We start from the raw sequence: 12,954 nt of genomic DNA, 5'->3' as shown, positions 1-12,954 counted from the left end.
GGCGGTCAGAGTCCGACGTGCTGGAACAGGATCGCGAACACGGCGTCCGCGAGAATCACGATGGTGATCGACGTCACCACGGACGTCGTCGTGCCTTCGCCGAGACTCTGCGAATTCGCCTTGATGCGGAAACCGAAATGACACGCGGCGAGCGCGATCAGCATGCCGAACACGACACCCTTGCCGAGCCCGATCCACAGATTGGCGATCGGCACGACCGACGGCAGCGAGCGGATGAAGAAATTCATGTCGATGGCCAGCACCAGCTTCGCGGCGACCGCGCCGCCGGTCAGCGCGATGATGTTGGTCCACATGACGAGCAGCGGCATCGCGACGCCGAGCGCGATCACGCGCGGCAGCACGAGGCGCAGGCCATGCGGGATGCCCATGACCTGCATCGCGTCGAGTTCCTCGGTGACGCGCATCACGCCGATCTGCGCGGTGATCGCGGAGCCCGAGCGACCGGCGACGAGAATCGCGGACAGCACCGGCCCGAGCTCGCGGATCACCGAAAGCCCGAGGATATTCACGATGTACTGATTCGCGCCGAACGCCTGCAGTTGCTGCGCGGACAGATAGCTCAGCACGATGCCGATCAGAAACGCGACGAGCGCGGTGATCGCGAGCGCCTGCGCGCCGGCGCTGTAGATGTTGGCGGAAATCTCCGTCCACGGAATTCGCTGCGGACGCCGAACGAGCCCGATGAGATCGAGCACGAAGCCGCCGAACATCGCGAGGCCGCCGTAGAGGTGATCGAAGAAATCGAAGATGAGCTGGCCGAGGCGCGTGACCGGATCGACGCGATCGACGGGTTCCGGTTCCTCGCGTTCGGCGTCGAGCAGCGCGACGCGCTCGAAGATCTCGCGTTGCGTGTCGGACAGCGCGATGGTCGCGGGCATCTTGCGGCCCCAGACACGCCAGAGCGCCTGCCCGCCGACGTGATCGAGCCGCTCGACGGACAACAGATCCCACTGGCCGATCGCCTCGCGCCCGATCGCGCGCAGCCGCCGCGTAACGCCGCTCTTCGCACGATCACGGGCGAGCGCGAGCGCGGTCCACTGGCCTGAAAGCCGGACCACCTTGCCCTGCTGACCGGCTTCCACTCTTAGGCGCGGCGGCGTGTCGAAGTCCAAGGATCGATGGCGCGATGAGACGCGGTTAAAGGGAAGTGGACATTGTAGCGAAGAGTATCGCGGGGGCACGGTGACGGTGGCGCGGCTCGGCCGGTCGCCGTGGCTAGTCTTTCAATGTAGCAAATATGTAATCTCAGACGTGTTCGATCCGCGGACGATCACGTTCTACCGCCGCCGCATCAGGCGGTCGGTCGCGTCAAGGGCCGCATACGACGCCTTCGATACCGTCCTTCGCGCGCGAGGTGCCCGGTCTCACGCACCGCAAACCACCGAACCGATGCGCAAGACTACATCGGCCGTAGCGCTTTTCGACGCATCGCCGCCCAACGGCAAAGACGCGCCCACACTCGACACATGGCAGGGCTACGCCGAGGCTTGCGGCAAGCGATTGCGCATCGCGTTCGTTTGCAATTTTCGCAGGCGTCGTACGGCCCCCGCGCCGCTACAATAGCCGCCATGAACTCCTCCCCCTTCGCCCCCGACGCGCCCTGGCGCATCGACCGCACCCGGCTCGCGGCGCTTGCCGAGCGGCCCGCTCGCGACTGGACCATTGACATCGTCGACGAAACGGGCTCCACGAACGCCGACCTGATGGACCATCTGCGCGCGGCGCGCCGCGGCGGCACGCCTTCACCCGTCGTGCGCGTCGCTTATTCGCAATCCGCCGGACGCGGACGGCGCGGCCGTGCGTGGCTCGCGGAACCGGGCAACGCGCTGCTGATGTCGGTCGGCTGCGTATTGCGGCGGCCGATCGAAGGTTTGTCGGGCTTGAGTCTCGCCATCGGCACCGCCGTGCTCGATGCGCTCGCGCGCCTGCCGCTCACGCCGTCCGCGCGTCCCGCGCTGAAGTGGCCGAACGACGTCCTGCTCGACGACGGCAAGCTCGCCGGGATTCTCATCGAAACCGCGTGGAACACACCGGACGCGACGGCGGTCGTGATCGGCATCGGCATGAACCTGCACGGCGCGGAACAACTCGCCGCGCAAGTGGACGATGCGAACCGGCTCTCCGCACAGTCCGCGCCCGGCACCGCGCCGGCCGCGCTCGCGCGCGCCTGGCCCGACGCCAATCTCACCGACACGCTCGCCGCGCTCCTCAACGCGCTCGACGCAGCGCTGCCGCGCTTCGAGGCCGAAGGCTTCAAACCGTTCCGCCAGCGCTGGCTCGACGCGCACGCGTGGGCCGGACGCGAAGTCGCGCTGATCGATCAAGGCATGGAAGTCACGCGCGGAATCGCAGCGGGCGTCGACGAAAGCGGCCAGTTGATGATCGACGCACCCGAGGGCCCGCGCACCGTCACCACCGGCGAGCTGACGCTGCGGCTTGCGAAGGAACGTCCGTGAAGTCCACCGGTCACGATGCGCCGTATCTGCTCATCGACGCGGGTAATAGCCGCATCAAATGGTCGCTCGTCGATGAAACCGGCGCGTCGCTCTCGCACGGCGCCTTCGAACACGCGCATCACTCGACCGCCGCCGACGACGCCGCCCTCGCCGACTGGTCCGAGTTGCCCACGCCGGCGAGCGCATGGATTTCGAACGTCGCCGGCATGCCGGTGCAGAACCGCATCCAGCGCCTGCTCGACGCGCGCTGGCCGACGCTGCCGCGCACCGTCGTGCGCGCGCGCGCCGAGCAATGCGGGGTGATCAACAGCTACGCCGACCCGACGCGGCTCGGCAGCGATCGCTGGGCCGGCATGATCGCGGCGCGCGCGGCCTATCCGGGCGAACATCTGCTGGTCGCGACCTTCGGCACCGCGACGACGCTCGAGGCGCTGCGTGCCGACGGCGTGTTCACCGGCGGCCTGATCGCGCCCGGCTGGTCGCTGATGATGGAATCGCTCGGCAGCCATACGGCGCAATTGCCGACGCTCGACGCCGCATCGGCGCGCGAGGCGCTCACGCAGACGCGCAGTCTCTTCGCCACCGATACCGCCGCCGCGCTCTCGGCCGGATGTCTGCTCGCGCAGGCGAGTCTGATCGAGCGCGCGTGGCGCGACCTGAAAGCGGACTGGCACGCCGAAGTCCGGCTCGTGCTCGGCGGCGGCGCTGCCAATGAAATCGCGGGCGCGCTCGACGTCCCCCATACTCGCCACGATTCCCTCGTGCTGTCCGGCCTCGCGCTCATCGCGCGCGACGCGACGGCGCGCCATTTATCCTGACTTTCTGATCTGATTGACGGACGGAGCCCAAGAATGCTGCGCTGGCTGATCGCCCTTCTGATTCTCGCCAACTTGCTGATGTTCGCGGTCATGCGCGGCATGTTCGGCCCGCTGCCCGCCGCCGGCGCGCGCGAGCCGCATCATCTGTTGCAGCAAGTACATCCCGAGGCGCTCGCGACGCGCCCGCTGAGCCCCGACGAAGCGTTCGATCAGCCGCGCGTCGGCGGACCGGCGCCTGCCGCCAACGTGCAGACCGCGCCGCTCGGGCAGTGAGCGCAGGAGGACGACTCAGGATTGCGCGCGGACTTTCCTGAGCAGTGCGGTGGTGGATCGATCGTGCTCGAACGCGATGGCGAGCGCCGTGCCGCCCCAGCCGCGCACGAGCGCCGATTCGGCCAGCTTGTCCATGTCGTAGTCGCCGCCCTTCACGAGCACGTCGGGATGTACTGCATCGATCAGTTGCAGCGGCGTCGATTCCTCGAACTTCACGACCCAGTCGACGCTTTCCAGCGCCGCGAGCAGCGCCATGCGATCGTCCTCGCGATTGATCGGGCGATCGTCACCTTTACCGAGCGTACGCACGGAAGCGTCGCTGTTCACGCCGACGATGAGCGTCGCGCCGAGCGCCTTCGCGTCGGCGAGATAGGTCACATGTCCGCGATGAAGAATGTCGAAGACGCCGTTGGTAAAAACGACAGGACCGGCGAGCGTCGGACGGCGCGCGGCGAGCGCTTCGCGCGTGATGATCTTGCGTTCGAAAAAGGCGGGCATGGCGGCGCTCGTTGCGGTGTGCTGAAAGCGCGCATTGTGCCACGGCGTTTCGCCGGGGAACAAAGCAAAACGGCCCGCCGGTGCTGACCGGCGGGCCGTCTGTTCATCGAAGCCCGATAGCTCAGGCCGGCTGTTCGGCCGCGCCGCCCGGCGCGGCTTGCAGACGTTGCGTCACTTCCTTGCGGTAGCGATTCAACTCCTGGGCGGTCGCGAACGAACGCTCGAACAGAATCGACAGATTGTGCAGGATACGTTCGACGACCTTCCTCTCCCAGCTGTCGTCGAAGCGGATCTGATCGTCCAGCCAGCGCTCGAGCCATTCGGGGTCGGGCAGGCGCGACTGCACGGTATCGCGCGGGAAAAGCGCCTGATTCACGTGCAGGTTGGTCGGATGCAGCGGCTTTTCCGTGCGGCGCGCGGACGCCATCAGCACGCCGATCTTCGCGAACGCCGCACGCGCGGTGTCGCCCGCATTTGCGAGCGCCTTCTTCATGTAGCGCAGATACGCGCCGCCGTGGCGGGCTTCGTCGCGCGAAATGGTTTCGTAGATATGCTTGATAACCGGTTCCGTGTGCCATTCGGCGGCGCGGCGATACCAGTGGTTCAGGCGGATTTCGCCGCAGAAATGCAGCATCAGCGTTTCGAGCGGCGGCGCGGGATCGAATTCGAAGCGCACCGCGTGCAGTTCCTCTTCGGTCGGCACCATGTCGGGCTTGAAGCGACGCAGATACTCCATCAACACGAGCGAATGCTTCTGCTCCTCGAAGAACCACACGCTCATGAAAGCGGAGAAGTCGCTGTCATGGTGGTTGTCACGCAGGAACATTTCGGTTGCGGGAAGAGCGGACCATTCGGTGATCGCGTTCATCTTGATGGTCCTGGCCTGCTCGTCGGTAAGCAGGGACGCATCGAACTTGTCCCAGGGAATGTCCTTCTCCATGTCCCAGCGGACAGATTCCAGCGATTTATAAAGTTCCGGATAAAGCATGGTGTTCATTGTCCACCCCTGATGCCACTTATGCGACGTTATATCTATATTGACTTTCAGCCGTGACGTGCAGAAAAGCCTTGCACGCAAGCAGCCAAGCTTTCAATTTTACGCGGGATTCGGTCGGCCAAAGACGAAAAGCGACAACGAGCGCGCAAATTTGGCGCTGCGGCAACGCGTCGCGCCCCGCGTAAACACTGCACTTCCCCGTGCAAATGTTGCTGTTGTGCGTCTTGTTCTACCGTGGGTGAGGAGCGAAACCTGTGCCTGAGGTATCTTCAAGTGGTGCCGTGCCTGCCGCCGGAACCGCGCCGGCTGCGCAGTATGACGTGCTCGCATGACAAAGATGCGATGCGCCCGTCATGCCAGCTTCCGCGCCGATGCTCGTCATGGCGCGCGTCTTTCATCATAGCATGGTGGATTCCCGCCAATCCGCGACAGTTTCCTCGATCGGGGTCAACCCCGCGATGTGATGCACGCCGTCGCTGAACTTGCGGCGCAGCGCCGGGCTGCTCCCGCCAACCCAGATGCGCACGTGCGGCGGCAGCAGGTTGCGCAGGTCGGCCAGGCCGTTCGCGATGGACTGCGCCGGCAGCACCGCCGTGAACGACAGCGCGACGATATCGACGTTATGGGCCGTCACCGCATCGACGATATCGTGCAGCGGCGTCTGCAATCCCAGTTGCACGCACTCGCACTCGGAGAGCGTGAACATCGCCTCGGCCATGAGGATGCCCAGGCCGTGGCCTTCGCCGGAGAGCGTCGTGAGCAGCACGCGCGGACGGCCGCCGCGTCCGCGCAGGGCGTCGGAGAGCGGGCGCATCAACGCGCGCATCGTCGACTGGATCGTCTCGCTGAACAGATGTTCGTGGTACACCTGCAAACTGCCCGCCGCCCACGCGTTGCCGACGCGTGCCGACAGCGGCGCCGCGACATCCAGAACGAAGCGCTCCAGCCCGTCGCGCGTCGCCCGCTTCAGCAGGCCGAAGCGGAAGTCTTCGTAAGCGCTCGCCCGCAGCAGTGAGATCAGGTGATCGAGTTCGGCGTCCGGCGCGTCCTGGCCGACGCCCGAGCTCTCGGCCAGTTGTTGCAGCACGTCGATCGATTGCCCGAGCACCTTGCTCGGCCGATGTCCCGCGTCGAGCAGACGCTTGACGAGCCGCAGCTTCGTGACCTGCTCCTGCGGATACAAGCGCTCGCCGCCGGCGGAACGCATGGGCTGCGGGAACCCGTAGCGACGCTCCCAGACACGCAGCGTGTCCTTCGTCAGACCAATTTCCTGAGCGATCGCGCCTATGCCGATTCCTGTCACGGCCGAGGTCGCCGTGCGCGGCAGGCCGGGGTCCGGCAGGTTGTCGCTATCGGAGACCGGTTCGGAATCGAAGTCTTGCTCTGATGAGTTTGTCATGGACAAATCTAGTTAAACGAACATGCCGCACTCGATGCAGGTTACATGCCCGGCATGAAAGGTGGACAAGCTTTTTGCTCCGTCGAGCTTTCATCATAGACAAATTCGAAACAAACGGTGCTGCTGAGATGCGTTTCTGCGTGACGAATGCAGATGACGCGAAGACGCGGTTCGATGCAGGCTTGCAAATCGAAGGAATCACGAAGCCCGGCGGAGCATTGCGCGCCGCCGGGTGCGGAGAACAGAAGACGTGAGCGCGCCGGAACGCGCGAATTCAGACGGGTTTCTTGCGCGGCGCGGCCTTGCGTGCCGGGGCTTTCTTCGCGGCCGCGGCTTCGGGTTTGTCCTCGGCGCCGTCCGCCGGCTGCGCGCCGTGTTCGCCGGCGGCTGCCGCCTGCTCGCCCGCCGCGCCTGCCGCGTCGAGCGGGCCGCCCATGCCGGGCTGGAGCATCGCGAGATGCGCGAGTTGATTGAATTGCGATTGCAGCACGTTCCACCAGCCGGCCGGATCGAAACCGGGCGGCGGCGCGGACGATTTGTCGGCGGTTTCGTCGTTCTCGTCGGACGATGGCTGCGCGGCCTCTTCCTTCGGCGCTTCCGGTTTCGCGGCCGCGCCGCTCATCGGCCAGCCAGCGGTCGCGGCCTTCGCGTTCTCCGCGGCCGCGCTGTGGGCGCTCTCGACCGACGTCTGCGCGAACGCGCCGAACGCGCGCAGCGTCGCGAGCGTCGCGCGCTGCACTTCGAGCGCCTGAATTGCCGATTGCAGCATGTTGAGATTGAGCTTCAACCAGTGTTCGACAGCGCGCATGTCGGTCACGCGCTTGTCGAGTTCTTCGATGTTGGTGAGCGGAGCGAGCATGTCGGACATCATCGAGAGGGAAGGACCCATGCCCTGCCCGCCGCCCGGCATCGCGGCGGCGAACGGGTTCAGGCGCATCAGCTCCCACATCTTGCCCATCATGTCGGCCTGGCCGAATCCGGGAAAACCGGGAATCGTGTAGGGCGGCGTGCCGCCGGTGTTATCGGTCATTCGACTCTCCTTGTTTTCGTGTGAGGTTCGCGTCGTTCAGAACGGCGCGCCGCCAGGGAAATCCGGCGCGCGCCGCTCGCGCAGCGATCGCACGCCTTCGTGAACGTCCGGGCCCGCGAAGCCCATGAATTCGAGCGCGAGCGACGTATCGAAGGTCGGCCCCGCCGAGCGCAGCCAGTTGTTGAGCGCGTACTTGGTCCAGCGGATCGCCGTCTGCGAGCCTTGCGCAAGACGGTTCGCCACTTCGATCGCCTTCGGCATCAATTCGTTCTCGTCGACGGCGAGCGACACCAGCCCGATGCGTTCCGCTTCCTCGCCGCTCACCGGCTCGCACAGCAGCAGATAGTACTTGGCCTTCGCCATGCCGCACAGCAGCGGCCATACGATCGCCGCGTGGTCGCCCGCCGCGACGCCGAGTCGCGTATGCCCGTCGATGATGCGAGCGGACTTCGACGCGATCGAGATATCGGCCAGCAAGCCCGCGACCAGTCCCGCGCCGACCGCCGGGCCATGCATCGCGGAGACGATCGGCTTGCCGCAATTGATCACGTTATAGACCAGATCGCGCGCCTCGCGCCACACGCGCGCGCGCACGTCGAAGTCGTTCGCCATGTCCTCGACGAGCCCGAGATCGCCGCCCGCCGAGAAGCCCTTGCCTTCGCCACGGATCAGCGCGACGCGCGTCTGCGGATCGCGGTCGATGTCGCGCCAGATGTCCGCGAGCTCGCGATGCATGTTGGCGTCGGCGGTGGAAAGGCCGCTCTTGTTCGCGCCCGCGCCCGGCATGACGACTTCGAGCACGCCGTGCGGATGGCGGCGCAATTCGAGCGATTGGTAGCCCGAATACATGGATAGATCGCTCATGGTCTCGTCGATTGAAGGTTAGCGCGGCTGATAGATCCACTTGCCGTCGCGGATCTCGACCATCACGCGTGCGCGCTGATCGAGGCCGATGTGGTCGTTGGGCGTCATGTTGACCTGCCCGTTCGTGTCGGAGAAATTCTTCGTGCCTTCGAGCGCATCGCGCAGCGCGGCGCGAAACGCCGGCGTACCGGGCGCGCCCGCCTTCATCGCGATGGGCACCGCGCGATTGAGCAGCATGCCCGCGTCCCACGCATACGAGCCGAACGCCGACACGGTGCCCGCGCCCTGCTTCGCCTCGTACAGTTTGATGTATTCGAGCGCGAGACGCTTGGCCGGGTGATCGTCGGGCAGTTGCGCGGCGACGAGCACCGGGCTCGCGGGCAGGAACGTTCCGTTGCAATCCGCGCCGCACACGCGCAGGAAGTCGCGGTTGCCCACGCCGTGATTGTGATAAACCTTGCCTTTATAGCCGCGCTGCGCGAGCGTCTTCGGCGGCAGGGCGGCGGGCGTGCCGGCCGCGCCGACGACCACCGCATCAGGCTTCGCCGCGAGAATCTTGAGGATCTGTCCGGTCACGCTCGGATCGGTGCGATTGAAGCGTTCGTTCGCGACCACTTCGATCTTGTGCAGTTGCGCGAATTTCGCGACTTCGGCGTAGAAGGTCTCGCCGAGCGCGTCCGCCTGACCGATGTACGCGAGCGTCTTCACGCCGTGATTGCTCGCGTGCTCGGCGATGGCGGAGGCCATCATCGCGTCGGTTTGCGGCGTCTTGAAGACCCAGCGGCGCTTGTCGTCGACAGGCTCGATGATCTTCGACGACGACGCCAGCGAGATCATCGGCGTTTGCCCTTGCGCCACGACATCGATCATCGCGAGCGAGTTCGGCGTGATCGACGAGCCGATGATGGCATCGACCCGATCCTCGCTGATGAGCTTCTTCGTCGTCTGCACGGCCTGCGTGGTGTCGGATGCGTCGTCGAGCACGATGTAGTCGACCGGCTTGCCGCCCATTTCCTTCGGCAGAAGCGCGACGGTGTCGCGCGCGGGAATGCCCAGCGACGCGGCCGGCCCCGTGAGCGACAGCACGAGACCGATCTTCACGTGCTGCGCCGTCTGCGCGAATGCCGCCGTCGTCGCGGCGAGCGCGAACGCCGCGCCCGCCAGAAATTTCCACTTGCCTGCCGCCATCGACGTCTCCTTTTCTTGTACGTTTTTTCGCTGCGCGAAAGCAGCCCGGCAAAGTGTAAGGCGAGGCCGGCGCGCATCGCATCGGGCTAAACCCGTTGCGATGCGCGCGGCTTCAGTGCTCGGGTTGCACGACCGCCTGATCGATCGCGCCGAAGATCGACTTGCCTTCTTCGTCGAACATCTCGATCTTCACGCTGTCGCCGAACTTCATGAATTCCGTTTGCGGCGCGCCGTGCTCGATGGTTTCGAGGCAGCGCTTCTCGGCGATGCAGCAGTACCCGCGCTTCGTGTCCTTGTTCGAGATCGTGCCCGAGCCGACGATCGAGCCCGCGCGCAGATTGCGCGTTTTCGCCGCGTGCGCGATCAACTGGCCGAAGTGGAACACCATGTCCGTGCCGCAATCGGGCTGGCCGACTTTCTTGCCGTTCCAGTGCACGATCATCGGACGATGCACGCGGCCTTCGCGCCACGCGTCGCCGAGCTCGTCGGGCGTGACGGCGACCGGCGAGAACGCGGTCGCGGGCTTGCTCTGGAAGAAGCCGAAACCCTTCGCGAGTTCCGCGGGAATGAGATTGCGCAGCGACACGTCGTTCACGAGCATCAGGAGGCGCACGCCGCGGAGCGCTTCGTCGGGCATCGCGGCCGTGTGGACATCGGAGGTGATGACGGCGACTTCCGCCTCGAAGTCGATCCCGTACGATTCCGTCGCGCACACGATGTCGTCCGTCGGCCCGATGAAGTCGTCGCTGCCGCCCTGATACATCAACGGATCGGTCCAGAACTCGGGCGGCATTTCCGCGTTGCGCGCGCGGCGCACGAGCTCGACGTGATTCACGTACGACGAGCCGTCTGCCCACTGGAACGCGCGCGGCAGCGGCGCCATGCAGGCCTTCGGATCGAACGAGAACGGGTTGCGCGCGCGGCCGGCGTTCAGCGCTTCATAGACTTCCATGAGTTGCGGCGCGTAGAAGGTCCAGTCGTCGAGCGCGCGTTGCAGTGTCGATACGATTCCGTCGGCGATCGCTGCCGTGCGCAGATCGCGCGATACGACGATCAGTTGGCCGTCGCGCGTGCCGTCCTTTAATGTTGCGAGTTTCATGGAGCGGGTGTCGGTGACTTGGGATGACGTTAGGGGAAATCTATTTTACGATGGTGAATCCCCTGGCTGTGCTATCACCCTTCATGCAATCGACTCGATCCGCCGCTTCCGACGACGAAGACAACCTCGACCCCAACGACACCGCCGAGGAGAAAACCCGCTCCGGCATTCAATCGATCGAAGTCGGCTTCCGGCTGCTCGACGTCCTCACCAACGAGCCGCGCGCGATGATGCTGCGTGACCTCGCGCAGCGCGCGGGCATGAGCCCGGCGAAGGCGCATCGCTATCTGGTGAGTTTTCTGCGGCTCGGCGTTGCGTCGCAGGATCCGGTGTCCGGGCGCTATGAACTCGGCGGCTTTGCGTTGCAGATGGGTCTCGCACGGCTCGCACGTGTCGATGGCGTGAGACTCGCGCGCATCGCGCTCGCGGAACTGCGCGACCGGCTCGATCAGACGGTCGGCATCGCGGTGTGGGGCAATCAGGGGCCGACCGTCGTGCACTGGATGGAATCGAGCCATCCCGCGAAGGCATCGCTCAAGCTCGGCGACGTGATGCCGCTGCTCTCGTCCGCGACCGGCCTGCTCTTTGCCGCGTATCTGCCGCGCAGCAAGACGCAGCCGATGCTCGAGCGCGAACTCGCGACGACGAACGAGACGCTGGCCGACGTCGAGCCGCTCCTCGCCGAAGTGCGCGAGCACGGCGCGGCGCGCGTGGAAGGCATGCTTCTGCCGACGATCCACGCGTTCTGCACGCCGGTCTTCGATTCGACGGGCGAGCTCGCGCTGGGTCTCATCGCGCTCGGGCACGAAGGCACGTTCGACCTGCGCTGGGGCGGTGAAATCGACTCCGCGTTGCGAGAATGCGCGCGCGGCCTGTCCTATGAACTGGGGTACAAGGCGGGCGAGCGCTGACAGCGCTCATCGACGGGCCAGGAACATCGCTTCGATGGCGCGTGTCTTACGCGTTTCGTTCCTTGCGCGTTTCGTTCGCTCCTCCGCACCAAGCGCTTTTTCACGCCTGCACGATGTCACTGTTTCAATTCCGCCGTCCCCGCCCCGCCTCGGGCGAGCCGTCCGATGCCGCATCCGACTCAGACTCCGCCACTTCGCGACGCTGGGGGCGCTGGATGTTGGCGGTGCTGATCGTCGTCGGCCTGCACTTGAGCGCGGTGCGCTGGATCGAGCGCAATCGGCAGCCGACGAACGCCGCGCCTGAAACACCGCCCGTGCAGGTGGAATTGCTGACGCCCAGGCCGATCGCCCCGCCGGCGCCAACGCCGCCAGCAGCGGCAGCGCGGCCGACACCGCCGGCGCCGCCGAAATCGGCCGCACCTGCGCCGAAACCTGCGCCCGCGCCCGCGCCCGCGCCGATATTGACCGCCGCGACGCCCCAGCCGGACGCGCCGGCGGCTGCGTCGGGGTTGGCGGCGTCCGCGCCGGCCGCAGCCGCGCCGGCCTCGGGCTCCGCGCAGGCGCAAGCCCAAGCGCCCTCTCCCGCATCGCAACCAGCGGCGGCATCGGGCGACAAGTTCAGTGTTCCGCCCGCCGGCGAGTTGCGTTACGACACGCTCGTGAACGGCGTGATGAACCAGACCGGCACGATCCACTGGAGCAACGACGGCCAGCATTACGAAATGGTGGTGTCGATTCCGCTGCCGTTCGTCGGTCCTTATGTGTATTCGAGCAAGGGCCATATCGACGGATTCGGCATCGCGCCCGAGCAGTACTCCGAGCAGCGCGGCCGCCGCGCCGCCGATATCGCCATCTTCAACCGCGACACGAAACAGATCGTCTACACGAAAACGCCGCAGAGCCAGCCGCTCGCGGACGGCGCGCAGGACCGCTTCAGCGTGGTCATGCAACTGGCGAGCCTCGTGCGCGGCGCGCCGGACAAGTACACGCCGGGCGTCACGCGGCAATTCAGCGTCGCGGACAACGACAGCAACGAAATCTGGCCGATCGAAACCGTCGGCGACGAAACCGTTCAGGCGCGCGGCGGCTTCACGACCGCGCGCCATTTCACGCGCCTGCCGCGCAAGGAGGGCGATCGCCGCAAGCTCGATATCTGGCTCGCGCCGTCGATAGGCTGGCTGCCCGTGCGGATTCTGCAAACCGAGCCGAACGGAATGCAAATCGAGCTGCTCTGGGCGGGCAGGCTCGCGGCGCCATCGGCGGCGGCACAAAGTGTCGCGTCGGGCACGCAAGCTGCGTCAGAGGAATCCGCGCCCGCTGCGCCCGCGCTTTTGCAGGCGGACAAACCGTAACGCGGCCGTCACACTCCGTGACATCGGGCAAGGCGAAAGCGCGGCATT

13 protein-coding genes are annotated in these 12,954 nt (G+C 66.0%); 5 read left to right on the top strand and 8 right to left on the bottom strand.

Translation table 11 applies throughout. The features are described from left to right. Window positions 1–5: 5 nt before the first annotated feature. Window positions 6–1,133: an ABC transporter permease gene (locus U4Y90_RS08965; protein WP_321794216.1), complete on the bottom strand. Its 1,128-nt coding sequence runs from the start codon at window positions 1,131–1,133 to the stop codon at window positions 6–8. A 456-nt stretch (window positions 1,134–1,589) separates the two neighbouring features. On the opposite strand from U4Y90_RS08965, the gene U4Y90_RS08960 reads away from it, so the two are divergent. Genes U4Y90_RS08960 through U4Y90_RS08950 form a run of 3 tightly spaced genes read left to right on the top strand, consistent with a single transcriptional unit; the run spans window position 1,590 to window position 3,568 of the window. Beyond that, the gene (locus U4Y90_RS08960; RefSeq protein ID WP_321794215.1) at window positions 1,590–2,477 is read left to right on the top strand and encodes a biotin--[acetyl-CoA-carboxylase] ligase; all 888 of its coding nucleotides are present in this window, start codon (window positions 1,590–1,592) and stop codon (window positions 2,475–2,477) included. Beyond that, window positions 2,474–3,295 carry a type III pantothenate kinase gene (locus U4Y90_RS08955; RefSeq protein ID WP_321794214.1) on the top strand — a complete coding sequence of 274 codons (822 nt, stop codon included), beginning with the start codon at window positions 2,474–2,476 and terminating at the stop codon, window positions 3,293–3,295. Before U4Y90_RS08960 ends, U4Y90_RS08955 begins: the two co-directional genes overlap by 4 nt. A gap of 33 nt (window positions 3,296–3,328) precedes the next feature. Continuing rightward, window positions 3,329–3,568, top strand: coding sequence for a hypothetical protein (locus U4Y90_RS08950; protein WP_321794213.1), 240 nt, complete (start codon window positions 3,329–3,331; stop codon window positions 3,566–3,568). Between the two features lie 15 nt (window positions 3,569–3,583). On the opposite strand, the gene rfaE2 is transcribed toward U4Y90_RS08950, so the two are convergent. The 7 genes from rfaE2 to U4Y90_RS08915 form a co-directional block, all read right to left on the bottom strand. Beyond that, window positions 3,584–4,066, bottom strand: a complete 483-nt coding sequence (rfaE2, locus tag U4Y90_RS08945; RefSeq protein WP_321794212.1) for a D-glycero-beta-D-manno-heptose 1-phosphate adenylyltransferase — start codon at window positions 4,064–4,066, stop codon at window positions 3,584–3,586. Between the two features lie 121 nt (window positions 4,067–4,187). Next, window positions 4,188–5,063 carry a ferritin-like domain-containing protein gene (locus U4Y90_RS08940; RefSeq protein WP_321794211.1) on the bottom strand — a complete coding sequence of 292 codons (876 nt, stop codon included), beginning with the start codon at window positions 5,061–5,063 and terminating at the stop codon, window positions 4,188–4,190. A gap of 397 nt (window positions 5,064–5,460) precedes the next feature. Continuing rightward, on the bottom strand, window positions 5,461–6,462 hold the full coding sequence (locus tag U4Y90_RS08935) for a MerR family transcriptional regulator (RefSeq protein ID WP_321794210.1): 1,002 nt from the start codon (window positions 6,460–6,462) through the stop codon (window positions 5,461–5,463). Between the two features lie 274 nt (window positions 6,463–6,736). Continuing rightward, window positions 6,737–7,492 carry a PhaM family polyhydroxyalkanoate granule multifunctional regulatory protein gene (locus U4Y90_RS08930; protein ID WP_321794209.1) on the bottom strand — a complete coding sequence of 252 codons (756 nt, stop codon included), beginning with the start codon at window positions 7,490–7,492 and terminating at the stop codon, window positions 6,737–6,739. 36 nt (window positions 7,493–7,528) lie between these two features. Beyond that, entirely contained in the window at window positions 7,529–8,356 is an 828-nt protein-coding gene (locus U4Y90_RS08925; RefSeq protein ID WP_321794208.1) for an enoyl-CoA hydratase/isomerase family protein, read from the bottom strand. An 18-nt stretch (window positions 8,357–8,374) separates the two neighbouring features. Further along, complete coding sequence (locus tag U4Y90_RS08920; protein ID WP_321794207.1) at window positions 8,375–9,544, bottom strand: ABC transporter substrate-binding protein; 1,170 nt, start codon at window positions 9,542–9,544, stop codon at window positions 8,375–8,377. Between the two features lie 112 nt (window positions 9,545–9,656). After that, complete coding sequence (locus U4Y90_RS08915) at window positions 9,657–10,643, bottom strand: fumarylacetoacetate hydrolase family protein (protein WP_321794206.1); 987 nt, start codon at window positions 10,641–10,643, stop codon at window positions 9,657–9,659. Window positions 10,644–10,666: 23 nt separating this feature from the next. Here U4Y90_RS08915 and U4Y90_RS08910 point away from each other — a divergent pair, with 23 nt between their 5' ends. Both U4Y90_RS08910 and U4Y90_RS08905 read left to right on the top strand, forming a co-directional pair. Then, window positions 10,667–11,554 carry an IclR family transcriptional regulator gene (locus U4Y90_RS08910; protein WP_321794205.1) on the top strand — a complete coding sequence of 296 codons (888 nt, stop codon included), beginning with the start codon at window positions 10,667–10,669 and terminating at the stop codon, window positions 11,552–11,554. 113 nt (window positions 11,555–11,667) lie between these two features. Next, window positions 11,668–12,906, top strand: a complete 1,239-nt coding sequence (locus tag U4Y90_RS08905) for a DUF3108 domain-containing protein (protein ID WP_321794204.1) — start codon at window positions 11,668–11,670, stop codon at window positions 12,904–12,906. Window positions 12,907–12,954: the final 48 nt, after the last annotated feature.

This window comes from Caballeronia sp. J97, assembly GCF_905220305.1.
Lineage (GTDB): Bacteria > Pseudomonadota > Gammaproteobacteria > Burkholderiales > Burkholderiaceae > Caballeronia.
Note: the sequence above shows the minus strand (reverse complement) of the source record. Positions and strands in the feature narration are given on the sequence as shown.